Below are 25,330 nucleotides of genomic sequence, written 5' to 3' on the forward strand. Positions count from 1 at the left end.
TGCGCGAGCTCGACCATTTTCGCCCTTGATCACGGCGGCACGACTTTCGCCTTAAAGGCAGGCCTTTGGTTGCAGCGGAGTCGTTTCGTTGTACTGGCTCCTGTTTTCGGCAGCATCCGGTTCCGAGGCCAAGGTGAAGAGCAAGGCTGAAGCCACCGCACTGGCACGCAGGTATTCTCTAGCGATCGGCGATATCAGGCTACTTGGCCTGACGATCAGCCGATCATTGAGGCCATCGCGCCGGAGCGTGCTTTTGATGATGTGACGGCAGCGCTTGCGGCAGTCGGGCTGGGCTCTGTGCCCGCCTGGCTGCGGCCCTTCAATGTGCTGTCCAATGGCGAGAAGTTCCGGGCAGAGCTTGCCCGGATCATTTGTGAACAGCCGTCCGAAGTCGTCATCGATGAGTTCACCAGCGTGGTCGATCGGCAGATCGCCCGCATTGGTGCGCTGGCCTTTGGCAAGGCGTGGCGGCGAACGGGCGGCAGGGCGGTTCTGCTTTCCTGCCATTATGACATCATCGACTGGCTCGATCCGGATTGGATCTATGACACGGCAACAGGTGCATTCACCGGGAGGTATCTTCGGCGACGACCCAAGATCCAGCTGGAGATCCGCGAAACCAACTGGCGATGGTGGCCGCATTTTGAGCCGCATCACTATCTGAAACTGCCGCACATGATCGCGGCCACCTGCTATGTCGGCTTTGTGGAGGGCGAGCCGGTGGCGCATGTGGCGTTCTCCACAAGGCCGGGAATGGCGGAAGCCAGAGCCTGCCGCCTCGTTGTGATGCCGGAATGGCAGGGTGCGGGCGTCGGCGTTCGTTTCCTCAATGCGGTGTGCGCAGAATGGCGGCGGGGAAACAACCGGTATGGCAAGCCGCTTCTGACGCTATTCCATACCTCGCATCCGGGCTTGGCGGCGGCGCTGCGCCGGGACCGCAACTGGGCCCAAGTCTCTGCCGTGCTCTATGGTCCGGGCAAGCAGAAGAGCGCGCTCGGCCGTGGCATGAAGACCGGATACGGCGGCCATCTGCGGGCCATCCAGGGCTTCCGCTATGTCGAAGGTGCGGAGGACGCGCCATGAGGATCGGCATCATTGGCCAGAAGTGGCTGGCGGCTGAACTCTTCAAGGCGCTGCTGCCGGTTCATGAGATCGCCTTCGTGGCCGTGCCCAACCCGCAGGACCGGCTATGGCAGCTTGCGATGGCGGCGGATGTTCCGGCCTAAAGCTACGGCGGGTGCGGGCTGGATGCGCTGGCAGGGCAGGCGGTTGATGTCATCATTTGCGCCCACGCCTTCGTCTTCGTGCCCGATCATATCAGAGAACAGGCCCGCTATTGCATCGGCTATCACCCGTCGCTGCTGCCGCTCCATCCGGGTAAAATCGCAGTGGCCGAGGCAATTGCGGCGGGAGATCGCGTCACGGGTGGCACGGTCTATCATCTGACCGATGCCATGGATGGCGGGCCGATAGCCTTCCAGGATTGGTGCTTCATCGGAAAGGGCGAAACACCGGCCGATCTGTGGAGGAGGGCGCTCGGCCCGATGGGGCTGGAGCTTCTGCTGAAAACCGTCGACCATCTTGCGGCTTATGGGTTCATTCCGGCAGAGGAGCAGGAGCGGGTTTGAGTGATAAAGGATACATAGAGAGCTGGCTCGGGAAATCTGCACAGCCAGGATAAGTGGAATTTCTGCCTGACTTCGGCTTAGATGCCGGGAACAGGAGATACCATGACGAGACGACCACGCCGGAACCACAGCCCGGCTTTCAAGGCAAAGGTGGCGCTTGCCGCCATCCGAGGTGAGCAGACGTTGGTGGAATTGTCCCAGCAGTTTGACGTGCACGCCAACCAGATCAAGCAATGGAAAGACCAGCTCCTTGAGGGGGCCACAGGCATTTTCGGCGATGAAACCAAGGCCGAACCGGCCAGTCCAACCGTCGATGTCAAAACGCTTCATGCCAAGATCGGCGAACTGACACTGGAGAACGATTTTTTATCCGGTGCGCTCGGCAAGGCGGGCTTGCTGGGCGGAAAGAAATGATAGACCGCGAGCACAAACTCTCCGTATCGCGCCAGGCAAAGCTTCTCGGCTTCAGCCGTGGCAGCGTGTATTATTCTCCACGTCCAGTGTCTGGCGACGATCTGGCCCTTATGCGCCGGATCGACCAACTGCATCTCGACTACCCGTTTGCCGGAAGTCGGATGTTGCAAGGGCTCTTGAGAGGAGAAGGGCTGGAAGCTGGGCGGCTGCACGTCGCGACGCTGATGAAGAAGATGGGCATCGAGGCGATCTATCGCCGCCCGAACACCTCGAAACCAGCGCCTGGGCACAAAATCTATCCCTACCTCCTGCGCAAGCTGGCGGTTACCCGACCCAACCAGGTCTGGGCCATGGACCTGACCTACATCCCCATGGCTCGCGGCTTCGTCTATCTTTGCGCCGTCGTGGACTGGTTCAGCCGGAGGGTTCTGTCATGGCGGCTGTCGATCACGATGGAAGCATCCTTCTGCATCGAAGCGGTCGAGGAAGCGCTTGCTCGTTACGGCAGGCCGGAAATCTTCAACACCGACCAGGGATCACAGTTCACATCCATCGACTTCACCGCCGTGCTGAAGAAGGCGGAGATCGCAATCTCGATGGATGGCAAGGGCGCTTGGCGTGACAACGTGTTCGTCGAACGGCTCTGGCGCTCGATCAAATACGAGGAAGTCTACCTGCACGCCTACAAGGCCGTGTCCGAGGCCCGCGTCGGCATTGGCCGATATCTGACCTTTTACAATGGCCGACGCCCACATTCATCCCTTGACCGGCAGACGCCGGATCAGGCCTACTTCAACGCGCTGGCACCAATGATGGTGGCGGCATAATCGAGGCGGAAATCCACTTAGCAAAACGCCCGAAACTGTTCAGACAAACCGAGCCAGCTCTTAGTATCTTATGGGGAGTAGATCGAGGCAGCTAGGGCTAACTCTTTACGGATCACCCGAGATGTCAGGTATCTGAGAGAGTAAAGTAGACGCTTTTCCTCGTTGGTAAGCTGGTCTTTCCCGCGATGCAGAATGTTTGACCTAACCTGATAAATACGGGTCAGCTGACACAGGATATCCTCTCGGTCTTTTTCCGACGTGCCGATCAAGAATGCGCAGCGATTTCGCAACATCGCCCCCAGACCCGTTTCTTTGTAATCGCCCTCTAAGAGGATCTCCAAGCTTACCATTGCTTGAATGAAGGCTAGCAAATCCCGACCATTGGCATAGCTATCTATTAGCCAGACAGAAGCTAACTGGACCCGTTTACAGGTCGAAGTCGGCTGTAACGCCGTTCGAACCACGTTAAGCACTTCGGAGCAAATCTTATTTAGAGCATCACCAGATAGATTGACACCATAGGCGCTCATATCCGCGATTCTCACCCGTGCGATCAGTTCGTCGAAGTCGTGATCAAACTCATGCTCGCGAAAATATTCCCATCCCTCGTCGGTCGCCTGATGAATTGTAAGTCGATTCTTTTTCACACGAGGCCCGTAGAGCGATCCCTTTTCTATGATGCCTAACGCGAGAAGCAGACCAAAAAACGATTTAGTTCTTTGTTCGGCGAGTTGAAGCGCGACACTTCGGTCATAGATGCCAATAAAGCCGTCAACTTTGGTTTGAAGAACAATTCGGTGACCCGAGACCTGGTTTAAATTTTCGTGCGTGCTAAGCAATCCCGTTAGCCCCGCCCTACTGGGCCGCCGCCGAATATTGCGCGGGTTTTCTGAGTATTGAGCTTTGAAATGATCTGTTAAGCGAGCTAGCCGAGTATCCTCCGAAAGGCTCCTTTCATCCTCATCTTCGTCCAACAGGCAATTGAGCGTGTCCGGCAATAAAAAAGTCGCGGCGTACGACCATGGAAGAGATTCGAAAGCGCACACGATATCCGTAGCTAAATCACGCTGGGTGCCGTAATATTCCATTTCCTTAACTAGCCCATTGTCGTCCGGTCGGTAATCGTAATTGTCACGAATTCTTATATTCAGGTATTCAGTGACGAATGTAGGCAGGGGTGTATCGCCGATGTATCGAGCGAGGGTGCTCGCAAGCTCCGGTTTACCCTTGAGGCCATCATCCAAGTCTCGGACTAGATCCATCGCACTTAGATCAAGGAACATGCCGTCGCTGCGTCGTAAATCTCCAGCGATTGCACCAATGCGTTTTAGTAGCTGCTCCCTGTGTTTACCGTGGAGTTCGATCGGCATCGTTACCCTTTAGATTCAACTGCTACCGTGCTTATGCCACAGCATACTCGATTCTTGATCAGCTGGGGTGTATTCCTATGAGGTGGAAATCTGGACCCGTTGCTCTGTTGTTGCTTGCCGTCGGCAACGTTCGGGTTAGGTGTACGAACAATCAAATTGTTTAATCACTTCATAGGTCAGTCAAGGTGACCTTCGGCTCGATTGCTCATCGTCAAATGATCGCATATCTCTCCGCCTTGCCCGCTGGGACGACCTTTCGAATATGCTTTGAGCTAAATGATTTTGAAAATTCGCTCGCAGCCGTACCAATCGGGTAGCATCGTTGTTGTTTGACACGACCATCCGGAAGAGGCGGGAATTCGCGGCATTATCCGGGAAGGACCGGTTATGTCATTTAGAGCAGTGGTTTAGCTGAATCGCTAATGCTTGCTGCTGGACATCGTGTTCAGCCGGTACCCCTGATCATAATGCACATTATGCGATTTCATGGGCAACGATAGAAGCGTTTCAAATCGCCTTCAATTTTTCAAATTGACCATTAAATCATTAGAATTTCAGTATTCAAGGCTGTGAAGGTACCAACTTGGTGACGCGAAATGGAGATTTCAGTTAAATGAGATTACGGATCGAACCTAAGCGACGCCTTAGTTAGAAGAAAAATCGATATATCAGGTACTTAGCGTAGCGGCGCAATCCAGAGATTTCTCCGGACTTGGATTGAGCTGTAGGCGTTATCTTTACCATACAGCATTCCTCTAGAAGTCTCGGACCTCAAAGATTGCTATTTGAGGCTTTCCCTCAACACGCTCATTTGAAATTCTTCAACCGATAAAAGTCGACTTTCTCAACAGGTCCAATTGAACATTTTCTACGCTAGCTTCGGATCACATATGGTTTCACAAAACAAGCCCTAGGGGTGTTGAGGATCTACGTGTAGTCAACTCAAGCGCTTCAATCGCGCTGTAAACAATATGCCGTTTGGATTTGACATCCATCGACACACCGAGGTCCAACCAGAAAATGCAATCATAGTAGTAGGTCGGAAGCTTACAATAATCATCTAAGATAGAGGAAACAAAAGATTTGCTGTATGATAAAACTGTCTTTAAAGCTACCGCTCGACGGAACTGTGAATCTTCAGAATTTAACCAATATATAATTTTACCCCTGTCGAAGGACGAAAATGCAGAATTAGGCATTCTGCAGATTATTAAAAATTTTAGCGGACTTGGGATTTCCTCCTCGAGTAGATCAACGTATCTCTCTTTTCCTAGCTTTAATATTGCATCCGCGGCGATCGCGTGAAGATTTTGGCTCTCAAAATCTACTATTGAACGTGTGCTATAATCGAAATTTTTATGTATTTTTATTATTCTACGTACATCATTCCAATCGCCATAACGCGATAGAAATTTATATAAGCGTGAATTTCCTGTGATTGTCGATTTGTCTATCACATGACGGATTGTCTTAAGTGCGGAACTATCCATTTTTGAGGCAACTATATTCAATGTCCTATGAAACGTTCGATTACGTAGATAATCATTTACATTTTGATTTATATTTGACAAGTCTATAAAAGAATTTTCATATTTTTTATTGTAAAAATTTTGATATTCATCTTCTATATTTTCAAATATATTAAATTTATTTTCATGATAAATCTTATCTACGAGTGCTATCGTTCCAAAATCATCAAAATAACCTTCGCCATTCGCGATGTGTTGTATTTCAGCTGCTGGCAATTGTGACAGGTGATGCATGTTGTATTCAAAAAAAGCTTCTGTCATCTGAGGTGAAACCGATCCAAGGTCTCTCGGCTTGCTTCCCTTAAAAATCAGTTCGCGGGCATTGGTCAGAGAAAATCCCGAACCCGACTGGGCCCTAAGTTTGGCTGATACAGCCATTAGCTCCGGATGAGCGCCAACTTCTAAATAATTTAGATCGTCAAGGCTAAGTTCTTTGCGTCGGAGGAGCTCGTTTCCGACGATGAGGCGTATCTCAGGAGTCTTTTGAGGTAAACACGCCTTGAGTACAGAGGTTGGAATTAGGGCCGTTTTCTTAAACAGCATTTCAACTAACTGTGGCCTAACTTCCGCTTCAGGATAGGAAGCCAAGAAGCGAAGCGCGTCTTCCGAAGACTGTCTATATAAAATACACACTTTGGCAGCTAAGGCATCTCTCGAGATGGTAGCATTTGATCCTGCAATGAGCGCGTCAATAGCGGCTAGCGCGATCGGTGAACCCCGTTTCTCTAAGTAGGACAAAGCTGATGACTTTAAATCATCTTCTAGGTCTTTATCGAACCACTGCTCAAGGTAAAAATTAGGAGTGAAAGGATCTCTGGCGTCCTCAATCGTCACTGGCATTAGCTCTAGCAACTTGAAGGCAGATTTTCTCTCCGGAACCTCTGATATTATTGTGTAAACTAACAATTTATCAGCGGTACTACGATCATTTCCTGGTAGAACGTACCAGATGGGAGTATTTTTACTTTCAAAATTACGCAGGCCGGCTAGAAAAAGGCCGCGTCGTTCTGCAGGAGATAGCGTGTGATCGCGCAAGTTATTGTATATGATATTTGCGTCATGTGGCCCAAGGGTAATAGCATCGTTCCCGGCCTGCCTCAGCGTGGTGGCGATAAGCCTAAAACGGGCGGCGTCAGTCGGTGTATATGAGGGTGCGTCTTGGGGCTTAGGTTGCAGAACAAGCTGTTGTACAAACTCCAACGCCTCACGATCCAAAATCAATGATGCTCTGTCTGTTTCAGCTACAGCAGGCTGGGGAGAGATTTCAGGGAGCTTTACGTCTTGCGTTAGATGTTGCTCAGTATCTTGCTCGAGCTTGCGCTTGAGCCAACGTGAAAGAATTGCACGGAACCTCCGCTCGAATTCTCGACTATCGGAGAACCCTTGATAAAGGCCGAGATATTTGTCGGCAAAATCTTTCTTGAAATCAAGAACACGCTGCAACTGGGGTCCAGCGTCCTTCTCTTGATCCGCTGACACTTCTTTAAAAAGCATCGAGATATCTGGGAACCCAGTCTGTTTGAATCGTTTTTGTGCACGTTCAAATTCTTCTTCGAAGCCGGAAGTGTAGCTTGCTCCCGGTGCGGTCCCCCATCGCTTCCAAAGCATGCCAATGAAGAATTCGCATTGGTCGAGCTCGCGATTTATTACCTCCTGTGCTCGACCATGCTGGGCAACTGTGTCTTCCCACCCAACTAGTTCTATATGATAGCCCTGAAAATTCGCATGGTTTGAATTTTCTTCATCGACAACATTCTTTGCAAGCTGTCTTTCCTCGGTTAGATCACCTGGTGATGCGATGAAGACCCGAATGATTGTACGTGTGTTCTGCACAGATCTCTCTCGTTAAGCTTGCTGAATTTTCACCGTAGTGGCATGGGCGCGTGGCCCGTAAACATGACGCGGCCGCCGACGTTGAGTTCGTGGACGCGGTCGGCGGTGAAGACTTCGGGCGGCAAGCCTGCAGCCGGATTGTCTGAGGTCAGGTAGAGCTTGCCGTCCATCGACCACCGCGCACGCTTTACCAGCACCTTGTCCATAACATTGAAGTGGTAGATCCGGCCGTCATCGACTTCGGTTTTTGATGCGTCGACGATGAGGAGTGCGCCGTCAGGTATCGTTGGCCACATTGAATCGCCGCGCGCTTCCAGGATGTAGCAGTAATCCGGATTGGCTCCGAGATTGCGAAGAAAATTGCGTGCGAAGCTGATTTCTCCAACTGGCATCTGGTCGACAGCCACAAGGCCGTTGCCAGCTGATGCGCGCGCGTCGAACCGTGGCAATCTCACAAGCTCTGCCATCTCGGAGTGTGTGAGGCTATCAGCTTCGGTAGGCTGACCAAAAAGCAGCCAGCTAGGATCAATTTCTAATTCGTCACAGATTTTTGTGATTTCATGCAGTCCGAAAGACTGCCGACCTTTTTTGTATGCGGTCCAGGTGTTCGGAGAAATACCAAGGCGGCCTGCGAATTCGCCCTCGCTGGCATCACCTTTTACGGAAAGTAGGCGTCCCACAACGCCCTCATAATCAAATGGTACGGCCATGCGTTATTTCGCAATTTTTTGCGATTCGCTGTTTGACGATCACAAATTTCTGCGATAACCTTTCCATAAATACGGACCAAAACACCCATGAAATGGGAGACCTGGCAGGGTCTCCCTCATCACAACGAGGATCTACTATGCACCGGCGCAAGCAGGCCGACAAGCAGACCACAACCATAGTCGACAAGAAGATTTCAGAAATTTCCACCATTAAGAGCAGGCTCTTTACGGCGGGTATCAGCCTCCTTCAGGTCGACCGCGATTATCAGCTTCCCAGAGGCACCGCAGGAACGACGCTTCGGGAGCCGAATGTGAAAGGGGAGCGGGCGATTGCCGCAGCTCTCGGCACAAGGCCAGAACTGCTCTGGCGGACGCGGTATCACGCCTCCGGTCTGCGGAAATCACCTCAACCCCGCGAGAACTATGTCCGGCCCGCCACTATGGCGCAACGCCAAAACGAGGCGAGGGCTTAGACATGAAAAAGCGTGTTCACTGCCTAATCTGCAAAGCTGTTGCCCGCCTGTTTGGCTGTGGCGAGATCACCTCCGCAACAGCAATGGCCCAGCGAGCGAAAGTTCCAGACTACGGCGCGATGACGTCCGAAGAACTGACGCTCATGTTTGGCCCCTACAAGAACCGCGATCACCTTAGTCGTCTCGGCCGATCCAGTCGGGTTCGTAGCCAAACGGATGGTCCTCATCGCTTGGATTTGACGGAGGAAGAATTTCAACAACTTCGCGCTCGGCTGCAGCGAAAGCAGGTTGCCTCCGACGTTGACGATAATCAGTTGCGGGGAGCGTAATATGATCAACGTCTTTGATCAGAAGGCGCTTTATGACGCGCAGCTGCACGCTTGCTATGCTGCCGTGCGCGAAGGCTTTCCGCATCTGGCTATCCGCGACATCGTTGAGCCGCCACATGAATGGTTTGACGCGGCGCTGGCCCGGCAGGTGGTCATTCATCTGATGGTGACTGAGTTCAAGTGGCCGAAGCGCCGGGTCGTGGAACTGGAAGACCGCTCTCGCGAGGCGATCAACCGCGCGCTGCGCACGATTGACCGTCGGCTCGAAACGCCGCGCTTCTCCACCCATTATCGCATGATGGCTGAGCGGGCGCATGCTCTCGTCTTCCTGCAAACCGAAGAGATGCGGGGAGTGGCCTGATGCCTGACTACAAGCAGCTCTCCCTTTCCCAGATCCTGATTGGTGAGCGTCAGCGGCCTATCGACCGCGATTATGCATCCGTGATCGGCGCTTCCATGAAGCAGCATGGGCAGCTTCAGCCGATCGTTGTTCGTGCTACTCCTGCGGCGCAACGGCCATATACGCTGGTGATCGGCGGACATCGCTGCACCGGGGCCGAGATCCACGAGATCGAGACCCTCGATGCCATTGTGGTGAAGGCGAACGGCGCTGATGCGCAACTGCTGGAACTGGCAGAGAACCTGCATCGCCGGGATCTCTCTGTTCTCGATCGCGCTTACTTCGTGCAGGCTTACCGCGACCTTTGGGAGAGCAAGTACGGGAAGATTGCGTCGGGCGGGGACCATAGCGACAGGTTGTCGCTATGGTCTGCCGAAGGTGCCTCCTGCTATTCCCAAGCAGTAGCTGACAGGCTGGGGCTGTCCACGAGATCAGCCCAAAGGCTCGCTAAGATCAGCAGCAAGCTCCACCCCGAGTTACGCGCCTCTCTGCACAGCTCTCCCGCCGCCGACAACCAGTCCCAGCTTCTGGCGCTGGCCAAGTTGGAGCCGCAAAAGCAGCGGCAGGTGGCGCTTGCATTGAAAACAGAGCCTGATGTGAAGAAGGCGCTGGCGATTGTCGATCCGGCTCCGCGGCTGCCCAAGGCGAAGGCCGACCAGGCGCTTCTGCTTTCCCGGCTGGTGACTGCCTGGGAGGATGCGAACGAAGAAACGCGGTCGCAATTCCTTGAGCATATCGGCCTCACTGGCAACGCCGAGCTTCAGCAGATGATTGCCGACCTGAAGAGCGAGGCTGCGTGATGTCGAACCATCCTGCACAGCTCGATTTCTTTCTGGAGCCGCTGTTTCCGGTTCGCTCGCCTGTTGCCTCTATAGATCTCGACCGCTTCCGCTCCAAGCTGAAGCGCGAGATGGCGAGAGCGATCCGCGAATGCCCATATTCCCGCGATGTCGTGGCCGCGCGTATGGCGCATTACCTCGGGCTGCCCAACCTCTCGAAGACGACGCTCGATGCCTACACGGCTGAAAGCAAGGCCAGCCATGATGTGAGCCTCGTTCGCTTCAAGGCTTTCGTTCGGGCAACCGGTGCCGTCTGGCTTTGGGACTTCGTGGTTTCCGAGGATGGCTTGACGTTGCTGGAAGGCGACGAGGCCCGCCTTGCCGAGATTGCCCGCCTTCAGCAGGAGCAGCGGGAACTGCAACAGCGCCTGAAGACCCTTCGCGCCACGCCGATCAACATCAAGAGGCGGGGGCTGTGATGGCAGCGCGAAAGAACGTCAAAGCCGCACCGGCCATCAGCGTGAAGGAGTTCTTCTCTATCGCAGAACTGGCCGCTGCAAATCTGCCGGGACTTCCACGCGATGTTTCGGCACTCGACAAGATTGCCCGCACCACATGGCGTGGTGATGAGCGTCTCGCGCGGCGGGTTCCGGGCAAGACGAAGCCCATCTGGGAATATCACTATTCGCTTCTGCCACAAGCAGCGCAGACCCGGCTCCTGGTCGTTCACATGGCACCTGCCAACGATGACCGGGACCTAAAACGCGAGCGAAAGGCGAAGCTCTGGCACGGCTTCGAGACGCTTTCAAACGACCAGAAAGCCCTCTGTGAAGCGCGTTTGAAGGCGCTTCAAACGGCTGATGATCTGGAGCAGGGCGGCATGACAGCTAGTGCTGCCGTGACCATGGCGTGTGCGCGGGCAGGGGTCACGAAGTCAGCCTTTTACGAGTGGCGTAAGCTCGTGGCCGGTCTGCCGCGCGAGGACTGGTTGGCGGCTCTGGCTCCTTCCTACTCAACGGATACCCGGTTTGCCGAGTGCCACGCGGATGTCTGGGACATCCTGAAAAGCGACTTCCTGCGACCTGAACGCCCGACTTTTTCCGCCTGCTATCGCCGGGTGGTGAAGCTGGCGAAATCAAAGAAGTGGTCGCCGATTCCCAGCGAGCGGGCCTTGCGCCGTCGATTCGATCATGAGGTGCCGGAAGCGGTACAGATTGCAGCGCGCGAAGGACGCGAGAAGCTGAAGGCGCTTTATCCGCCGCAACGCCGCACCCGCTCGCATCTTCACGCCATGCAGGCGGTGAACATGGACGGCCATCGCTTCGATGTGTTCGTGCGGTTTCCTGATAACACGATCGGCCGCGTCTATATGGTGGCGCTTCAGGATCTCTATTCCGGTAAGTTTCTCGCTTGGCGGATCTCCGACAGCGAGAACAAGGAAACCGTGCGGCTGGCGATTGGTGACATGGTGGAACGCTACGGTATTCCGGACATGATCACGCTCGATAACGGGCGCGCCTTTACCAGCAAGTGGATCACCGGAGGTTCAAAGACCCGATACCGCTTCAAGATCAAGGACGAAGATCCGCGCGGGCTTTTGACCACGCTGGGTGTCGAGCTTCAGTTCACGAAGCCCTTTTCTGGTCAGTCGAAGCCGATCGAACGAGCCTTCCGCGATCTGACGGATGATGTGGCCCGCCACCCTGTTTGTGCAGGTGCCTATACCGGCAACAAGCCGGATGCGAAGCCGGAAAACTACGGCAAGTACGCGGTGCCGCTGGCGACCTTCATCGCCCATGTCGATGAACAGATGGCCGAGCACAACGCCCGCGTGGGCCGCAAGGGCGGCAACTGCAACGGCCGCAGCTTTGATGAGACGTTCGAGCAGAGCCTTGCCGATCCGGGCACGATTGTCCGCACCGCAACGGCTGCCCAGCGTTCTCTCTGGTTGCTGGCGTCGGAAGCCTTCAAGGCGCGCAAACCAAACGGGGAAATTCACCTGCACGGTAATCGCTATTGGGCACCGCCGCTCACCGGCTATGTAGGCAAGAAGGTTATCATCCGCTTCGACCCGGATCAGCTGCACCGCGACATCAAGATCTATGACCTCGACAATTCGCTGATCTGCGATGCGCCTTGCGTTGAGAACACCGGTTTCCATGACACTGAAGCCGCTCGCACACATGCGAAGCTGCGCGGCGATTACCAGAAGGCGATCAATGCCGAGAAGGCACTCCACGCCAAGGTGAAGGCTCAAGACTTGGCCGATCTCTACAGCGCTGCCAGTAGAGCAGAGCCCAAGCCAGCCCAGCAGCCCAAACGCTCTAAGGTCACCCGCATGGCGGCCGGCAATCTCGCCGTGAAAGCGCCGGTGATCGACCAGACGGATTTCGAAGACAGCTTTTCTCGCGCGCTTTCCAAGGTTTCAGGAGAGCCAGCGATCATCCCATTCCCGAAAGGGGATCGGTCCCGGAAGTAGTGCGTCGGGACCGCAGTGCAGAGCCGTGAAGTACAGAGTCCGGTTCCAAAAAAAACGGGCGGGGAAAATCCCGCCCGACAATCAGCCCGGATTAGGGCTTCACACAACGGAACCTTCGCATGAACAAGCATATCGACACAAGACCCTATTCCGGTTGGGAGCAACAGGAACCCGACCTGAATTTTATTGAGAAACACTCCGACGACATTGATGACTGGCGTCGGATACGTGCGCATGTGGCGGAAATTGCCATCGCCAACAGCTGGACGAAGGCGGAAGTCACCCGGCGCAGCGGCATGAAGGAAGGCACCTTCTCGCAATGGTTTTCCGGCACCTATCTCGGGCGTCTGGAAAACATGAACCGCCAGATGCACCAGTGGGTGACGGCGGTTCTGGAAGCGGCAGCCATGCCGACAATCCCGACTTCGCCAACTTTCCTGCGCACCCGCATTTCCAACGAGATTGCCCAGACATTGCAATGGGCACAGATGACCGCGGATCTCGTCATCATCACGGTCGCGGCCGGAAACGGCAAGACGATGACCTGCCGCCACTACCGGGCAACGCATCCGAACGTCTATCACGCGACCGTCAGCCCGCACACGAAGACTGTTCACGGTCTGCTGGTGGAGCTGGCAGCCGAACTTGAAGTTCACGAAAACAACCCGGCGCGTCTGACGCGGGCCATCGGCTCAAAGCTCGGGCGGGCAGGCGGTGGCACCTTGCTGATTGTTGATGAGGCGCAGAACCTCGTTGATGATGCCATCAACCAGTTGCGGCACTTCTCGGATATCTACCAGTGCGGCATCGCGCTTGTCGGTAACGAGGAAGTCTATTCGCGGTTCGTCGCACAGGTGAGGGGGCGTTCCTATGCCCAGCTGAAGCGCCGCATCGGCAAGCACCTGAAGCGCCAGAAGCCCTATGCGGAGGATATCGCCTCCTACATCGCCGCCTGGGGGATTTCCGACCCTGATAGCGTGAAGCTGTTGACAGGCATTGGCCTGAAGGGCGGCGCACTTGGTCAGATCGACAAGACCATGAAGCTCGCGACCATGATTGCCATTGGCGAGGATCGCGACGTCACGGTGAAAGATATCGAAGCCGCCTGGAAGAACCGCGATGTGGAGGACATGGCATGAAGCCCGCTCCTTCGCTTTGCCACGAACTCGATCTCTTGAAGCGCGAATTCCAGCCCTTCGTTCGCAGCGGCATCACGCTTGATGGTGGCGAGGTCAAGCGCCTGACCAGGCGGATTTCCCTCCTCTCCAAACTCTCGCGCAGCATGGAAACGGAGCTTTCCATCCACCGGCTCACCGAAGCCGGTCGACCAGGCGGTGATCGATCTGCTCAATCATTCGGTTTTCTACCTCAGCGCCGTGACCGATAGGGAATGGCAGGTGGTCATGAATGCGCTGGGCGAACAGATTCGGGCGGGCAAGGCAGGTGGATCATGACGCACACGCATCAGGTCACCAACACCGCGGTCGTCCGGTTTCTGGAACTGGCTTATGGCCTCGATATCGAAACCATCCGCTCGCGTATTGCCGTTCTGGCTGAAACCGGCATTCGCGAAGAAGCGACCGGCATCATCACCGAAGGCGTGAAGCTGATCGTTCTCGATGGGAAGGTGGTCAATGTCGTTCACCGCCGCACGCCTTCCTGCCATCGCACATCCGGGCCACCGGAGGCGTGACGGTCATGAGCAGCCTTCCGGGTCTTCTGGGTGACATTGCCGATATTGCCGGTGCCGACGTTGCTTTTCTGATTGCGGAAAGCCACGGCGGCACCCGCGTTTCCATCCCGCCGCGTGCGCTGCCGGACCATTGGCTGACGGAACTGGTGGGCTCTGAAACGGCGGATCTGATCTGCCGCGAACTTGCCACGCTGGACGCTGAAGGACGGTTGAAGGGTGTGCAGGCCGAAGTCCTGCCGAAGGGACCGGCAGCACTTCTCAAATCCGCCCGTCGCCGTGCGCAGATCGCGCTCGACCAGGGCAAGAGCGTGCGGGAAGCGGCCCGCATCTCCGGCTTGCACGAGCGCACGATTTGGCGCATGAAAGCAGATGACGGCGCTCAAGGCAGCCTGTTCTAGCGAGACGCTGACACCTGTCAGCCGCTGAATTCTTCCCCCGATTGCATAGTCGCTCCGACAAGCCACAACGGCAAATCGGAGCTTTTTCATGCGCCCTGTCAACGAAATCATTGTCCACTGCACCGCCACGCCGGAAGGGCGACCCGTCACCGTTTCCGAGATCGATCGCTGGCACCGCCAGCGCGGCTGGTCCGGCATCGGCTATCACCGGGTCATCGGCCTCAACGGTGAACGCTGGCAGGGCAGGGCGCTGGAAAAGATCGGTGCCCATTGCGAAGGCCACAACATCGGAACAATCGGTGTCGCCTATGTCGGCGGTCTTTCTGCCGATGGCCGCGATGCGAAAGACACGCGCACCCCTGCCCAAAGGGAGGCGCTTCTTGCCGAACTGATCGATCTCCGCGATCTCTTCAATATCCTGAAGGTTTCCGGGCATCGCGAATATGCCAACAAGGCCTGCCCAAGCTTCAACGCGTCTGGGCAGCGGACGCGCTTCAGGATCGCGACCGGACACAAACGGAAATCTATGCCGAGTTCGTGGCAAATCGCGGCGATCCCCGATCCGCTGGAACGTGAGGCGGCAATGATCGACTGGCAAGACACGCAAAGCTATCAGCGTGATTACCCGATGATCAACCAGATCGGGGCGGCACTCGGCTTGCCGGAAGAGCAGATCGACGCGCTGTGGCTGTGGTCAGTTAGGAATTAGTCCTTGATCTCCCAGACCTCAAAGAACGAAAGCTCTGTAAGCTTGAGGATTTCTTTCGCCGAGGCATCGCAGCCGAGTTTCTTGGCGGATTTTGCTGCCTTCTTTCGCTCATCCTCAACTATGGATTTTGCATAGGCATATTGCTCGCCTTTTAAGTGGTTCCCCATGATCGCGTCAGTGCGAATAAAATACTTGGGGCACGCATCTTCGATTGCGAGCACGGCACCCCAGAAGCGCCCGAACCTCACTGCCTCATCGGCGCCGGGTACAGGGGTGGTAGAAAGAAATAGGCCGATTAAGCCGATCAGGTGGGTCTTCATGCGCACGGCTTCCTTCATTGACGGCGGGCATCCCAAGGAGCATCGAAGCGCCCCTGCCACATCCCGGCCTCCTTTTTCTTTGCTTCGGCCTCGGCTTTTGCAAAGGCCCCCTTGCTATACTGCTTGTAGTCAAGGGCGTAGCCGTTGCGAACCATCCATTCGCCAACGCTTGCGCCGTCTGCACGGTAGCATTCGCCGACCATGCGTTTGTATCGATCCCACTCGACGAACTCACAACGTGTTGGCCGTGATGCAGCGAGGAACTTGTCCAGGGCATCGGCTGAGACGTTGCCGCAGCGGTACATGTTTTCATTGGCGTCCCAGCAACCCTGCCAGCTTTCCGGTGCATCGACACCCTGAAGCCGTATGCGCTGGCCAGCAATCTCGATCGTGTCGCCATCGATAATCGAGGCTCTGCCCTGAACGGGGCCTTGTGCGAGGGCAGATGCAGAAACGGTCAAACTGATCATAAGGGTGAAAAACTTCAGCATATCGCCTCGCACGGTATGCCGTCGGAATCTCTGTCAAGTTTGCCGCCCCAAGAGCAGTTCTGAAGATAGTACCGGGCCTCATCGCAGGACTGGATTTGCTTACATGTCTTCTTGGGCTGGCATGACCAGCTTTGAGCAACTTCGATGTCGGTGCGATGGCTTTCCAAAACAGGGGCTGCGGTCGCCGCTGTCGAGGCCAAAAGTAACATGATCGCTATTCTCATTTCCGCTTCCAATAGTTGAATTAGCGGAATGACAATCACCTAATTTGATCGCAGTCCATGCCTTCGGTCGAAATTAGTGACTTCTGGTTGAGCAAATCTGTGAATACAGGCCCGTTGTATCAGCGATGCTGCAACGGTCGCAGTTTGCTGAACCTTCCCTCTTAGATTTGAAACCGCTTACGGAGGATGCCCGATGGCAGACCTGTCTTATTTCCATGGCGTGAAGCTTGAAGAAAGCCCGGATACGCCGTCGCTCGTGCGCATCAACCGCTTTGGAACCACCTTCGCCAATGGCAGCGCGCCCGATGCTGATCCGGCACAGTTTCCACTGGGCCTGACGCTGGTCACCTCGCTCACCCAGGCTGCTGCGCTCGGCACGGCTGGCACGCTGCTGGATATGGTCACCACGCTGTTTGGCGAGGGCGCGACCTATGTCATTGTCAACCGTGTGGAGCACAGCGCTGACGCCACGACCATGCAAAACAACCTGGTGGGTGACCCTGTTGCCCGCACCGGCCTCTATGCCGCACTGACCGCGAAATCACGCGGGCTGCCGCAGCCGCGCGTACTCATCACAGCTGGGAACACAGGTGCTTGGATCGAAGGTGGCCTCGTCTCGGTCAGCGTTGCCACCAATGGCGAAAAGCTGACAGAGGCGCCTGTTGTCACCTTCACGGGTGGCGGCACGGATGCAGGCAAGGTGCTGCCTACCGCCGTTGCGGTTCTCGGCACGGGCGTCAATGCGGGCAAGGTGGTTTCAATTACCGTTACCAGTGCAGGCAAAAATATGACTGCCGCGCCAACGGTTGGCTTCACCGGTGGCGGTTCCGATGCGGGCAAGGTGCTGCCGACGGCCATTGCCAATATCGGCGATGTGGGCAATCCCTTCGTATCTGCTGCCAAGGTCATTTGCCCGCAGATCCGCGCGCGTGCCTACTTCAACGGCCCCAACACCACTAATGCCGCTGCAGTGCGCTGGCGCTCCACATTGGGCGATCGCATTCTGCCAATCGACCCGATGGGCATCAAGCTGGTGGATGATGTGCCGGTGGTGGTGCCGTCTGCTGCGGTCTTCGCGGGTGTCCGTGCTCGCGTGGTAGCGAGCTCGGAAGGTGTTTCGGGCTCCGTTTCGAATAAGCCGATCCGCACGCTGGATGGTGTCGCGCGCACGATCCAGTATCCAGCTGATTCCAACTATCTCAACGAAAACAGCGTCAACACCATCATCCGCCGCACGGATCTGGTGACCTGGGGTTCGCGGTTGGCGGCAAGCGATGTGCTGTGGCAATTCGACAGCGTGCGTGCCACGGCAGACATGGTGAATGAAGCGCTGGAGGATGTGTATTTCCAGTGGGTGGACAAAAAGTTCACCGCCGCCAACCTGAAAATGGCGGTGGAAGACGGCAACAATGCCATGCGCGTGTTCGTCTTGAACAACGATATCCTGACCGGTTCTGTGTTCTTGACTGTCAACAATACCCCAAGCCTGAATGCGCAGGGCAAGGTGTTCTTCGGTGTCCGGTTCGAGCCTGTTGGCCTGATGGAGCAGATCCACATTACCACCTATCGCGATCCACTCGTTGCCTATGAGCTGCTATTCGACCAGGTGCAGGGCCTCATTCAGGAAGGCCCGCTCGCGGCCTGATTTTAATCGTCGATGCCACCGCCTGACAGAGGGCGGCGCGTTCCGCTCGACCCACTCCACTCTTGAGGATATCTCTCATGGCAAACCAGCTTCCTAGCTTCATCCTGCGCGATTGCATGCTCTATGCCGATCGCCAGAACAAGATTGGCCAGATCGGTGATCTGATGCCTCCCGTGCCAGAGGCCAAGCGCGAGGAATTGCGCCAGGCTGGCATGATCAAGCCGCGCATGATCCACATGGGTTACAATGCGCTGGAATTTTCCTTCACCATGGCCGGTCTCGATCCGCAGACCTTGCAGCTGTTCGGTCTGGCGCCGGGGGTGGAAACCCCGTTCATGGTCACCGGCGCGCTTGTGGATGAAGACGGCACGGTGCATTCCGCCGTCATGAATATTCGCGGCAAAGTCTACAAGCCGGACCCTGGCACCTGGAAGGGCGGCGATCTGCCAAGCAATTCTTACGCTGTCGACGTGAACTACTACAAGCTGGAGATCGACGGTAACCCGATCTACGAGGTCGATGACTTCGACATAAAGGTTGGCGGTGTTTCGCAACAGCAAAGCATTCGCACGGCGCTGCTGCTTTAGGCGGCGCTTTCTGATCCCTCTTAATTCTAGGAATGATGATGGTTACCGTAACCCTGAAAAAGCCCGTCGAACATGACGGCGGAAAGCTGACCGAGCTTCACTTCAACCGTGAGGCAGAGGTGGGCGATATGATCCTCGCCTCTCGTTTCTCGACAAACGAAGAAAAGACAGCCGTCATGCTGGCGGCGCTGTCTGACACGCCGCTCCCCCTGTTCAAGAAAATCAAGCTGCCGGATTTCAACCGCATCCTTGACCAGACAAAGCACCTGCTGAGTGACCTGGAGGGAAACGAGTAGGAGGCCACGACTGGGAGCTGATGGCTCACTTCGTGGCCCGGTTTGCCTCGACATCGCTCAATGTCATTGAGCGCTGGTCGCCGGAAAAACTTATCCAGCATTTCAATGCCGCACTGCGGCTGCATCGCGAACTGAACGGGAAACCGAAATGACCACGCTGCAAAGCACGCTGCGTATGAGCCTGATCGATAACGTGAGCGCAAAGGCTCGCGTCATCGGCGGCGCGCTGTCCGGCATCTCGAAAACCACGGGCGCCATGACGGCACCATTGCGCGGGATCACCGGACAAATCCTCGCCATTGGCGGCGCCTATCTGAGCGTAACGGAAGGTGTTGGCGGGAGTTTCAAGGCTGCCGCCAGCGCTCAGGAAGCCCTGACGGAAATCGGCATCAAGTCGGATATGACCGGCGCTCAGCTGGAGCAGCTTGGACAGAAGATGCGCTCACTTGCGCCCGCCGTGAACCAGTCTGCAAAAGACCTGACCACGGGCGTTGATGTAATGATTTCCATGGGCACGGCTGCTACTGATGCGGCGGGAGCTATCCCGGCCATCGGTAAGGCGGCAACGGCCACGCGGGCGACGATCGAAGATCTCTCTTCCGCCTCCAGCTCTGCCATGCAGAACCTGGGTGTGTTGCCTGCCGAAATTTCAAAGATGCTGGACGGCATGGCCAGCGCTGGCAATGCCGGTGCGTTCGAGCTGCGGGACATGGCGCAATACTTCCCGCAGTTGACGGCGTCTGCCAGATCTCTGGGCATGAATGGCGTCTCTGGTGTCAACGATATGGCGGCTGCGCTTCAGATCGCGCGGCGCGGCGCGGGCGATGCCTCGACGGCAGCGAACAATCTTTCCGATTTCATGGGCAAGATCGTCACGCCACAGACGATCAAGAATTTTAAGAAATTCGGCGTTGACGTTACCAAGGAACTCGAAAAGGCAAACAAGAACGGCATCTCGCCAATCGAGCACTTCATCAAGCTGCTGGACCAGAAAACCAAGGGCGGCAAAGGCGAGTTACTGACCGAGATCTTTGGCGACAAGCAGACGCTGGATTTTGTGCGGCCCATGATTGCCGATTTCAAGGATTACATCCGCATTCGTGACGAGGCCAATAATGCCAGCGGCACGGTGGACGCGGCATTCCAGCGCCGCATGCAGGATGCCAACCAGAAAATGAAGGCGTTCTGGATTTCCATGGAGAACATGGGTGTGGCGATCGGCAGCCGGTTGCTGGAGCCCATCGGCAACGCTGCCAATGAGATTGCCAATATCTTCAATACGCTCGAATCCCGGTTCACGGTCTTTGACCGTATCGGCTATGCTATGCAGGGCTTCTGGAGCGGCCTTTCGGTGGATGGCAAGGGAGATTTTGCAGCATCTGCCAGGGCGCTGAAGGAGTTCTTTTTCGGTGTCGAAGATGGCAGCAAGGCGGCTGACCAGGCGGGGCAGGTTTTTGCCAAGTTTCGCGAATGGGGATCGTCGGTCCGCGAGCTGACGGAAGCGATCAAGGCTAACCCGATTGCGCAATTCTTTGGGCAGATGGCGGGCTATGGTTTCGAATTCATGGTGTGGGGCGCGGGTATCGCGTTCCTTGCCGGAACGGTGCGAAAACTCGCATCTGCCATGATGCTGCTGTCCGGCGCATCTGCCGCGCTATCCGCCGTCAAGGCGCTTGGCCAGATCGCAAATCTGGTCGGCGGTGGCTCTGGACTGGTTGGCGCTGCTGGCGGCGGCGCGGCTGCCGGAGGTGCTGCTGCGGCAAGTGGTGGCTGGAAAGCAACTCTGCTCGGGCTTGGCCGTCTTGGGACGGCATTCGCTGCGGGGGCGGGAGCCTATGAATTCGGTCGTCAGACGATGACGGGCGATACGGCTTATAAGCGCGGTCAGGCGCTCCTGCCGGGTGTTGAGGATGTCGCGGCTGCACTCTGGCGAGTTGCGCCTCAACCTTCCGTCCCAACCGTGCCGACAAATGGCGCGATAGCCATTCAGGATGCCATCAACGCGCGCGCTGCCGGATTCGGCGGAACGACGAATAATCTTCCCGGAAAGACCAAAGATGATGTCGGTTATGGCCAGCAGCCCATCACGGTGGAAATGCTGAGGCAGGCGAACGCACCGCAAGGCGTGCAGGAGGTGCATGTGACAAACCAGCAGCCTCCACCGCCGATCACCATCCACGCGCCGATTACCATTACCGGCGTCTCGGACCCTGTGGCGGCGGCAAATTCTGCGGCGAAGCAAATGGGGGATTCTGTCCGGGCTGCTCGTGAGGGCGCTTACTCGGATTAGCCAGTCCGTGCTCACTTAGGACTTTTGAAGCAGAGGAGCGCTGCATATGGCAGGCACCGTGAACATGACGCTTGGTGATTTCGCATTCGAGGGTTTGGGTTTCGGCTACGAGGCCGTGAGCCGCCGACTGGATACGAAATGGGCGGAAATCCAGCTTGCGCAGGGCATGAATGTTTTGCAGCACACAGGCGGAACTTCTGACGAGTTGACCATTCGAGGCGTACTGTTTCCTGTAGAGTTCGGCGGGCAGGGCTCGCTTGAAGGCATCATGAATGCGGCCCTTGCCGGAACGCCGCTGATGCTGGTGTCCGGCTCCGAAGCGCAGGGCGTGGTGCATGGCCTCTATGTGGTGCAATCGGTCGAACAGGACCGCACGCACCACACCATTGCAGGCGTGCCGCGCAAGAACGCCTATTCCATTCAGCTGCGGCGCTATGGTTCCAGTCTCTCCGGCGCTGGTTTGGCTTCGGCACTTGCCGGTGCGGCTGCATCTGCGCTGGCGTCCATTCTCTGAACAATCCAGGTGAACGATGTCGAGAGTTTACACGACGCGGCAAGGCGAGACTGTCGATTTCGCCTGCTGGAAAACCTATGGCCGCACGGGAGATGTGACAGAGGCCGTGCTTGGTGCAAACCCGGGCCTTGCCGATCTCGGTCCGGTTCTGCCGATCGGCACGAAGATCACCATGCCCGATATCAGCAAAGAGGAAAGCGCGCCGCAACTGGTGACGCTCTGGTGACATGAAGCCAATATGCATCGTGACGATTGACGGGCAACCGGTTGCCGGTGCCTTTTACGAGCGGCTGATTTCCATCAGCGTGACGGACAAGGACGGCGAGGGGGCTGATACCGTCGATATCGAGTTGAACGATGGCCCGCCGCTGTTTCTGTCAATCCCGCGCAAGGGTGCCATCATTGATGTGCAACTTGGATATGAGAGCGGTGGCTTACGATCCCTCGGGCAATTCACCGCCGACAAGGTGCAGCCAAAATGCCTGCCCTACAGCATGTCGATTTCCGGAAAGTCCGCGGATCTGCGATCATCTAAGCTGAAGGCCAGAAGCGAGCGGCATTGGGAGGGCAAGACGCTGGCCGATGTTGTGGGCGATCTAGCCAGCGAATCCGGCCTGTCTCCAGCCATCGACTCTTCCATCGGCTCGGTCGTCTATCCCTGGCTTGCACAGCAGGATGAAACGCCGATCCACTTTCTGCAGCGTCTGGCCAAGCGGCACAATGCGCTGTTTACTGTCAAGGCGGGGCGGCTGATCTTTGCGGAAAAGGGCGGCGGGCAATCTGCAAGCGGCGCCTTTGTCGGCTCTGTTCTGGTGACGCCGAGCATCATCCTGCCGGGAACTTGCGAATTCGAGGCCAATGACCGCACGCGCTACAGTAAGGTGGTGGCCTATGTGCAGGATGGCGACAAAGCCAAGCGGGTGGAAATCGAGGCGGAAGCCGATGCGGACGGCGAAAGCGTTTACCGATTACCAGAGCCGTTTGCCAATCTGGAGGAAGCGGACAAGGCGGCGCAGGCCAAGGCAAAGGATCTGAAGCGAGGCGAGGGCGCTGCCTCCGTGACCGTGCTTGGTGATACCGCCATATGCGCGGGTGCGCCGCTTTTGTTTGAGGGCGTTCGCCCTGGTCTGGATGGCGTGCCTTACGTGATCGACACGGCCACGCACAAGTTTTCCAAGTCCGGATACACCACACAGATTTCCGCCAAGCTCTATGACGGCAAATCCGGCTCCGGATCTGGAAACGGCAATGGCGGCGATGCGGCGGACAAGGGAACCGTTGCCCAGAATTCCCCGCCCGGAACGCCCGCTACGCCAAGCCAATGGACGAATGAGCGGCGCTACGGGCGAACCGACGAGAACTGATTTCACTAAAGGACATTCCCGATGAATTTTGAACAGTGGCTGCAAAGTCGACTGACGGCACACGGCTACCCAGTTGGCGGGATCGATGGAAATGTCGGACCCGTCTCCATCGCTGCGCTCAAAGCCTTTCAACGCGCGCGGGGGCTGGAGGTAACGGGCAAGGCGGACGGCACGACCGTTTCGCACTTGCGTATGCCTTCCAGCGCCGTCTTGCCCGAAAAGCTTGTTGGGGTTCCGGATCGTAACATCGCAGAGCCTGCCGTAAAGCCCGCGCCGTCTCGCAATCTTTGGCCGCGTCAGGCGGATTGCATGACGGTATTCGGCCCTGTCGGCACATCGCAGGTGTTGGTGGAGCTGCCGTTCGCCATGGTTCTCGCCTGGGACAAGTCGGTGCGCATCCGCAAGATTTCCCTGCACAGCAAGGTAGCTACCAGCGCGAGTCGCGTATTTGAGCAGGTTGCGGAATTCTACACTGAAGGCGAACGCGCCGCCCTCGGGCTCAACATCTTCGGCGGATCGCTGAATGTCCGGCGCATGCGCGGCGGCACGGCTTACTCAATGCATAGCTGGGCGATTGCCATCGACTTCGATCCGGAGCGCAACGGGCTCAACGTAAAGGCTCCGCAGGCGCGACTTTCCCATGCGGATGCCGTGCCCTTCTGGGAGGCGTGGGAGGCGGAAGGCTGGCTCTCGCTGGGGCGCGCGAAGAATTTCGACTGGATGCACGTGCAGGCCGCTCGCCTGTAAACCTTAACGAAAGGGAAAAGCCATGAATACAGCAGTCATTACTGCGCTCGCTGAAGCCGTGAGCGCCACCGTGAAGCGTGACGATGTGCCTGCGCAAAGCGGCGCGATCAAGCCCATTGTCGATGCCGTTGCGCCAATCGTCGCCAATGCTACGAACAATGAGCCGTGGTACCAAAGCCGCGTAACGATCGGCGCCATTGTCTCGATTGCAGTCCCGGTTCTTGGTGCGCTTGGAGTGTCTGCCGATGTGGTCGACGCCGACCAGCTCACGGCGCTGCTTGTGGCGCTGGGTTCGCTGATAGGCGGGGCGATCACCCTCTATGGCCGATGGAAGGCCCGCAAGCCGTTAGGCGGCTAATGCAGTCAGTTTGCTTGGACAGAAAGGCCTTCGCGAAATGTCTCGCGAAAGCCGTCATATCAAATGCATCGAAGGTACAGGGAAAGCATGGCTCAAGGGGAAATTGATATGGCGGGATTGAGCTTTGACCCGATGGCATCTTATGCGCGTCTGTCTGAGCGAGTGGAAAACCAAGGCAAAGACATCATCGATCTGCGCAGCAACATGAACACCGGCTTCCAGACAGTGAATGCCGGTCTGAGTGCTCTCTCACACGAACTCCGGACAAACAGTAAAACACAGTGGCCTGTCATTTGGTCCGCTGCTGGCGTTTGCTTCACCGTGCTCGCTGCGCTCGGCACGTTCTTCTACGGCACCCTTGCTCGCGAGCAAAACAGGCTCGATGCTGCAATCGTGAAATCGAACGAACTGACCCAAATCGCGATCTCAGGACTGAGCGACAAGGTTGTCACACAGAAAGAACTAGACTGGCGGACCGCCCGATCGGCGGAAGATCGAGCGCGAACCGATGCATCGATCAAGGATCTCCAGCGTCAGCTTGACGATGTCAGGCAATCGCAGAGTGCGGCCTATGGACCGCGCGATGTCATCATGGATCTGCGGGAGCGGATGGAGCGAATAGAGCGGATCAAATAGCGCGAGGTGAGGCGCTAAGTCTTCCTCTGCAACGGGATCTGCATCCGCGCCTTGTCGTAATGCAGGGTGCACCGGTCGTAATAATCATTGCCGACACGCTCGCATCCTTCGGCACTGGCGATCTTCCTCAGCAGGTCCGGCATGACGTTATCACCGATCCTTTGCCGCATGAGATCCGCATCATACTGGCGTGATAAGCCGCACGTGTCGCAGATAACAGCGATCTTCTGCCCTCGATAGTCTGACAGGTATGGCGAGGTATAGCCTCGTTCTGGGGTCCGCATTAA

Annotated in this window: 32 protein-coding genes; 26 read left to right on the forward strand and 6 right to left on the reverse strand. The window is 56.4% G+C overall.

Features of this window, described 5'->3' with window-relative positions; genetic code table 11:
- The first annotated feature begins 261 nt into the window (after nucleotides 1-261).
- The 4 genes from ASD54_RS07845 to ASD54_RS07860 all read left to right on the forward strand — a co-directional run bounded on the left by ASD54_RS07845 (nucleotide 262) and on the right by ASD54_RS07860 (nucleotide 2,869).
- Nucleotides 262-1,083 carry a GNAT family N-acetyltransferase gene (locus ASD54_RS07845; RefSeq protein ID WP_244484704.1) on the forward strand — a complete coding sequence of 274 codons (822 nt, stop codon included), beginning with the start codon at nucleotides 262-264 and terminating at the stop codon, nucleotides 1,081-1,083.
- The gene (locus tag ASD54_RS26535; RefSeq protein WP_156379128.1) at nucleotides 1,080-1,226 is read left to right on the forward strand and encodes a hypothetical protein; all 147 of its coding nucleotides are present in this window, start codon (nucleotides 1,080-1,082) and stop codon (nucleotides 1,224-1,226) included. The genes ASD54_RS07845 and ASD54_RS26535 overlap by 4 nt, the downstream gene beginning before the upstream one ends.
- A 27-nt stretch (nucleotides 1,227-1,253) precedes the next feature.
- Nucleotides 1,254-1,628: a formyltransferase family protein gene (locus ASD54_RS07850; protein ID WP_280139179.1), complete on the forward strand. Its 375-nt coding sequence runs from the start codon at nucleotides 1,254-1,256 to the stop codon at nucleotides 1,626-1,628.
- Between the two features lie 102 nt (nucleotides 1,629-1,730).
- A protein-coding gene (locus tag ASD54_RS07860) for an IS3 family transposase (protein ID WP_200958456.1) occupies nucleotides 1,731-2,869 on the forward strand; the annotation gives its coding sequence in 2 pieces (ribosomal slippage) (nucleotides 1,731-1,989 and nucleotides 1,989-2,869; 1,140 coding nt in all).
- 68 nt (nucleotides 2,870-2,937) lie between these two features.
- Here the strand turns inward: ASD54_RS07860 and ASD54_RS07865 are convergent.
- The 3 genes from ASD54_RS07865 to ASD54_RS27255 form a co-directional block, all read right to left on the reverse strand.
- Nucleotides 2,938-4,239 (reverse strand): HEPN domain-containing protein, encoded by a 1,302-nt coding sequence (locus ASD54_RS07865; RefSeq protein ID WP_062554053.1) that lies wholly within the window; start codon nucleotides 4,237-4,239, stop codon nucleotides 2,938-2,940.
- A gap of 896 nt (nucleotides 4,240-5,135) precedes the next feature.
- Nucleotides 5,136-7,601 (reverse strand): DUF4062 domain-containing protein, encoded by a 2,466-nt coding sequence (locus ASD54_RS07870; RefSeq protein WP_062554054.1) that lies wholly within the window; start codon nucleotides 7,599-7,601, stop codon nucleotides 5,136-5,138.
- Nucleotides 7,602-7,630: 29 nt separating this feature from the next.
- The gene (locus ASD54_RS27255) at nucleotides 7,631-8,311 is read right to left on the reverse strand and encodes a LexA family transcriptional regulator (protein ID WP_082547136.1); all 681 of its coding nucleotides are present in this window, start codon (nucleotides 8,309-8,311) and stop codon (nucleotides 7,631-7,633) included.
- A 137-nt stretch (nucleotides 8,312-8,448) separates the two neighbouring features.
- Here ASD54_RS27255 and ASD54_RS07880 point away from each other — a divergent pair, with 137 nt between their 5' ends.
- The 11 genes from ASD54_RS07880 to ASD54_RS26095 all read left to right on the forward strand — a co-directional run bounded on the left by ASD54_RS07880 (nucleotide 8,449) and on the right by ASD54_RS26095 (nucleotide 15,571).
- A complete protein-coding gene (locus tag ASD54_RS07880; RefSeq protein ID WP_062554055.1) occupies nucleotides 8,449-8,784 on the forward strand; it encodes a helix-turn-helix domain-containing protein in 336 nt (111 codons plus the stop codon).
- Nucleotides 8,785-8,786: 2 nt separating this feature from the next.
- Entirely contained in the window at nucleotides 8,787-9,113 is a 327-nt protein-coding gene (locus ASD54_RS07885) for a hypothetical protein (protein WP_062554056.1), read from the forward strand.
- 1 nt (nucleotide 9,114) lies between these two features.
- Nucleotides 9,115-9,474 (forward strand): hypothetical protein, encoded by a 360-nt coding sequence (locus ASD54_RS07890; protein ID WP_062554057.1) that lies wholly within the window; start codon nucleotides 9,115-9,117, stop codon nucleotides 9,472-9,474.
- Nucleotides 9,474-10,313, forward strand: a complete 840-nt coding sequence (locus tag ASD54_RS07895) for a ParB/RepB/Spo0J family partition protein (RefSeq protein WP_062554058.1) — start codon at nucleotides 9,474-9,476, stop codon at nucleotides 10,311-10,313. Before ASD54_RS07890 ends, ASD54_RS07895 begins: the two co-directional genes overlap by 1 nt.
- Complete coding sequence (locus tag ASD54_RS07900) at nucleotides 10,313-10,771, forward strand: hypothetical protein (protein ID WP_062554059.1); 459 nt, start codon at nucleotides 10,313-10,315, stop codon at nucleotides 10,769-10,771. Before ASD54_RS07895 ends, ASD54_RS07900 begins: the two co-directional genes overlap by 1 nt.
- Nucleotides 10,771-12,771, forward strand: coding sequence for a transposase domain-containing protein (locus ASD54_RS07905; RefSeq protein ID WP_244484705.1), 2,001 nt, complete (start codon nucleotides 10,771-10,773; stop codon nucleotides 12,769-12,771). Before ASD54_RS07900 ends, ASD54_RS07905 begins: the two co-directional genes overlap by 1 nt.
- 119 nt (nucleotides 12,772-12,890) lie before the next feature.
- Nucleotides 12,891-13,910 (forward strand): AAA family ATPase, encoded by a 1,020-nt coding sequence (locus tag ASD54_RS07910; RefSeq protein WP_062554060.1) that lies wholly within the window; start codon nucleotides 12,891-12,893, stop codon nucleotides 13,908-13,910.
- Complete coding sequence (locus ASD54_RS07915; RefSeq protein ID WP_062554061.1) at nucleotides 13,907-14,158, forward strand: hypothetical protein; 252 nt, start codon at nucleotides 13,907-13,909, stop codon at nucleotides 14,156-14,158. Before ASD54_RS07910 ends, ASD54_RS07915 begins: the two co-directional genes overlap by 4 nt.
- Before the next feature lie 63 nt (nucleotides 14,159-14,221).
- Nucleotides 14,222-14,464 (forward strand): hypothetical protein, encoded by a 243-nt coding sequence (locus ASD54_RS07920; protein ID WP_062554062.1) that lies wholly within the window; start codon nucleotides 14,222-14,224, stop codon nucleotides 14,462-14,464.
- A gap of 5 nt (nucleotides 14,465-14,469) precedes the next feature.
- The gene (locus ASD54_RS07925) at nucleotides 14,470-14,862 is read left to right on the forward strand and encodes a helix-turn-helix domain-containing protein (protein ID WP_062554063.1); all 393 of its coding nucleotides are present in this window, start codon (nucleotides 14,470-14,472) and stop codon (nucleotides 14,860-14,862) included.
- 88 nt (nucleotides 14,863-14,950) lie between these two features.
- Entirely contained in the window at nucleotides 14,951-15,571 is a 621-nt protein-coding gene (locus tag ASD54_RS26095) for an N-acetylmuramoyl-L-alanine amidase (protein WP_082547137.1), read from the forward strand.
- Here ASD54_RS26095 and ASD54_RS07935 read toward each other — a convergent pair.
- Entirely contained in the window at nucleotides 15,568-15,909 is a 342-nt protein-coding gene (locus tag ASD54_RS07935) for a hypothetical protein (RefSeq protein ID WP_062554064.1), read from the reverse strand. The genes ASD54_RS26095 and ASD54_RS07935 overlap by 4 nt on opposite strands.
- On the reverse strand, nucleotides 15,906-16,382 hold the full coding sequence (locus ASD54_RS07940) for a thermonuclease family protein (protein WP_062554065.1): 477 nt from the start codon (nucleotides 16,380-16,382) through the stop codon (nucleotides 15,906-15,908). The genes ASD54_RS07935 and ASD54_RS07940 overlap by 4 nt, the downstream gene beginning before the upstream one ends.
- Before the next feature lie 417 nt (nucleotides 16,383-16,799).
- Between ASD54_RS07940 and ASD54_RS07950 the strand changes: the two genes are divergently transcribed.
- From ASD54_RS07950 to ASD54_RS07995, 11 genes are all read left to right on the forward strand, one after another.
- The gene (locus ASD54_RS07950; protein ID WP_062554067.1) at nucleotides 16,800-18,251 is read left to right on the forward strand and encodes a phage tail protein; all 1,452 of its coding nucleotides are present in this window, start codon (nucleotides 16,800-16,802) and stop codon (nucleotides 18,249-18,251) included.
- Nucleotides 18,252-18,328: 77 nt separating this feature from the next.
- Nucleotides 18,329-18,838 carry a phage major tail tube protein gene (locus tag ASD54_RS07955; RefSeq protein WP_244484706.1) on the forward strand — a complete coding sequence of 170 codons (510 nt, stop codon included), beginning with the start codon at nucleotides 18,329-18,331 and terminating at the stop codon, nucleotides 18,836-18,838.
- Nucleotides 18,839-18,876: 38 nt separating this feature from the next.
- Nucleotides 18,877-19,134: a phage tail assembly protein gene (locus ASD54_RS07960; protein WP_244484707.1), complete on the forward strand. Its 258-nt coding sequence runs from the start codon at nucleotides 18,877-18,879 to the stop codon at nucleotides 19,132-19,134.
- Between the two features lie 20 nt (nucleotides 19,135-19,154).
- Complete coding sequence (locus ASD54_RS27430) at nucleotides 19,155-19,286, forward strand: hypothetical protein (protein ID WP_280139172.1); 132 nt, start codon at nucleotides 19,155-19,157, stop codon at nucleotides 19,284-19,286.
- The gene (locus ASD54_RS07965; protein ID WP_062554069.1) at nucleotides 19,283-21,424 is read left to right on the forward strand and encodes a phage tail tape measure protein; all 2,142 of its coding nucleotides are present in this window, start codon (nucleotides 19,283-19,285) and stop codon (nucleotides 21,422-21,424) included. The genes ASD54_RS27430 and ASD54_RS07965 overlap by 4 nt, the downstream gene beginning before the upstream one ends.
- A 46-nt stretch (nucleotides 21,425-21,470) precedes the next feature.
- A complete protein-coding gene (locus ASD54_RS07970) occupies nucleotides 21,471-21,938 on the forward strand; it encodes a phage tail protein (protein ID WP_062554070.1) in 468 nt (155 codons plus the stop codon).
- Nucleotides 21,939-21,954: 16 nt separating this feature from the next.
- The gene (locus ASD54_RS07975; protein ID WP_062554071.1) at nucleotides 21,955-22,164 is read left to right on the forward strand and encodes a tail protein X; all 210 of its coding nucleotides are present in this window, start codon (nucleotides 21,955-21,957) and stop codon (nucleotides 22,162-22,164) included.
- Nucleotide 22,165: 1 nt separating this feature from the next.
- Nucleotides 22,166-23,302, forward strand: coding sequence for a contractile injection system protein, VgrG/Pvc8 family (locus ASD54_RS07980; protein ID WP_062554072.1), 1,137 nt, complete (start codon nucleotides 22,166-22,168; stop codon nucleotides 23,300-23,302).
- A gap of 21 nt (nucleotides 23,303-23,323) precedes the next feature.
- A complete protein-coding gene (locus tag ASD54_RS07985) occupies nucleotides 23,324-24,049 on the forward strand; it encodes a peptidoglycan-binding protein (RefSeq protein WP_062554073.1) in 726 nt (241 codons plus the stop codon).
- Nucleotides 24,050-24,071: 22 nt separating this feature from the next.
- Complete coding sequence (locus tag ASD54_RS07990; protein ID WP_062554074.1) at nucleotides 24,072-24,407, forward strand: hypothetical protein; 336 nt, start codon at nucleotides 24,072-24,074, stop codon at nucleotides 24,405-24,407.
- A gap of 108 nt (nucleotides 24,408-24,515) precedes the next feature.
- Nucleotides 24,516-25,043 (forward strand): hypothetical protein, encoded by a 528-nt coding sequence (locus ASD54_RS07995; protein ID WP_062554075.1) that lies wholly within the window; start codon nucleotides 24,516-24,518, stop codon nucleotides 25,041-25,043.
- A gap of 14 nt (nucleotides 25,044-25,057) precedes the next feature.
- On the opposite strand, the gene ASD54_RS08000 is transcribed toward ASD54_RS07995, so the two are convergent.
- Nucleotides 25,058-25,327: a hypothetical protein gene (locus ASD54_RS08000; protein WP_062554076.1), complete on the reverse strand. Its 270-nt coding sequence runs from the start codon at nucleotides 25,325-25,327 to the stop codon at nucleotides 25,058-25,060.
- Nucleotides 25,328-25,330 lie beyond the last annotated feature (3 nt).

Origin of the sequence: Rhizobium sp. Root149, from assembly GCF_001427345.1 — a bacterium.
GTDB lineage: Bacteria > Pseudomonadota > Alphaproteobacteria > Rhizobiales > Rhizobiaceae > Neorhizobium > Neorhizobium rhizoryzae.

Coding starts and splice junctions, on each gene's coding strand:
- ASD54_RS26535 (WP_156379128.1), top strand. CDS start 1,080: ATGAGGATCGGCATCATTGGCCAGAAGTGGCTGGCGGCTGAACTCTTC.
- ASD54_RS07865 (WP_062554053.1), bottom strand. CDS start 4,239: ATGCCGATCGAACTCCACGGTAAACACAGGGAGCAGCTACTAAAACGC.
- ASD54_RS27255 (WP_082547136.1), bottom strand. CDS start 8,311: ATGGCCGTACCATTTGATTATGAGGGCGTTGTGGGACGCCTACTTTCC.
- ASD54_RS07880 (WP_062554055.1), top strand. CDS start 8,449: ATGCACCGGCGCAAGCAGGCCGACAAGCAGACCACAACCATAGTCGAC.
- ASD54_RS07885 (WP_062554056.1), top strand. CDS start 8,787: ATGAAAAAGCGTGTTCACTGCCTAATCTGCAAAGCTGTTGCCCGCCTG.
- ASD54_RS07890 (WP_062554057.1), top strand. CDS start 9,115: ATGATCAACGTCTTTGATCAGAAGGCGCTTTATGACGCGCAGCTGCAC.
- ASD54_RS07895 (WP_062554058.1), top strand. CDS start 9,474: ATGCCTGACTACAAGCAGCTCTCCCTTTCCCAGATCCTGATTGGTGAG.
- ASD54_RS07900 (WP_062554059.1), top strand. CDS start 10,313: ATGTCGAACCATCCTGCACAGCTCGATTTCTTTCTGGAGCCGCTGTTT.
- ASD54_RS07905 (WP_244484705.1), top strand. CDS start 10,771: ATGGCAGCGCGAAAGAACGTCAAAGCCGCACCGGCCATCAGCGTGAAG.
- ASD54_RS07910 (WP_062554060.1), top strand. CDS start 12,891: ATGAACAAGCATATCGACACAAGACCCTATTCCGGTTGGGAGCAACAG.
- ASD54_RS07915 (WP_062554061.1), top strand. CDS start 13,907: ATGAAGCCCGCTCCTTCGCTTTGCCACGAACTCGATCTCTTGAAGCGC.
- ASD54_RS07920 (WP_062554062.1), top strand. CDS start 14,222: ATGACGCACACGCATCAGGTCACCAACACCGCGGTCGTCCGGTTTCTG.
- ASD54_RS07925 (WP_062554063.1), top strand. CDS start 14,470: ATGAGCAGCCTTCCGGGTCTTCTGGGTGACATTGCCGATATTGCCGGT.
- ASD54_RS26095 (WP_082547137.1), top strand. CDS start 14,951: ATGCGCCCTGTCAACGAAATCATTGTCCACTGCACCGCCACGCCGGAA.
- ASD54_RS07935 (WP_062554064.1), bottom strand. CDS start 15,909: ATGAAGGAAGCCGTGCGCATGAAGACCCACCTGATCGGCTTAATCGGC.
- ASD54_RS07940 (WP_062554065.1), bottom strand. CDS start 16,382: ATGCTGAAGTTTTTCACCCTTATGATCAGTTTGACCGTTTCTGCATCT.
- ASD54_RS07950 (WP_062554067.1), top strand. CDS start 16,800: ATGGCAGACCTGTCTTATTTCCATGGCGTGAAGCTTGAAGAAAGCCCG.
- ASD54_RS07955 (WP_244484706.1), top strand. CDS start 18,329: ATGGCAAACCAGCTTCCTAGCTTCATCCTGCGCGATTGCATGCTCTAT.
- ASD54_RS07960 (WP_244484707.1), top strand. CDS start 18,877: ATGGTTACCGTAACCCTGAAAAAGCCCGTCGAACATGACGGCGGAAAG.
- ASD54_RS27430 (WP_280139172.1), top strand. CDS start 19,155: ATGGCTCACTTCGTGGCCCGGTTTGCCTCGACATCGCTCAATGTCATT.
- ASD54_RS07965 (WP_062554069.1), top strand. CDS start 19,283: ATGACCACGCTGCAAAGCACGCTGCGTATGAGCCTGATCGATAACGTG.
- ASD54_RS07970 (WP_062554070.1), top strand. CDS start 21,471: ATGGCAGGCACCGTGAACATGACGCTTGGTGATTTCGCATTCGAGGGT.
- ASD54_RS07975 (WP_062554071.1), top strand. CDS start 21,955: ATGTCGAGAGTTTACACGACGCGGCAAGGCGAGACTGTCGATTTCGCC.
- ASD54_RS07980 (WP_062554072.1), top strand. CDS start 22,166: ATGAAGCCAATATGCATCGTGACGATTGACGGGCAACCGGTTGCCGGT.
- ASD54_RS07985 (WP_062554073.1), top strand. CDS start 23,324: ATGAATTTTGAACAGTGGCTGCAAAGTCGACTGACGGCACACGGCTAC.
- ASD54_RS07990 (WP_062554074.1), top strand. CDS start 24,072: ATGAATACAGCAGTCATTACTGCGCTCGCTGAAGCCGTGAGCGCCACC.
- ASD54_RS07995 (WP_062554075.1), top strand. CDS start 24,516: ATGGCGGGATTGAGCTTTGACCCGATGGCATCTTATGCGCGTCTGTCT.
- ASD54_RS08000 (WP_062554076.1), bottom strand. CDS start 25,327: ATGCGGACCCCAGAACGAGGCTATACCTCGCCATACCTGTCAGACTAT.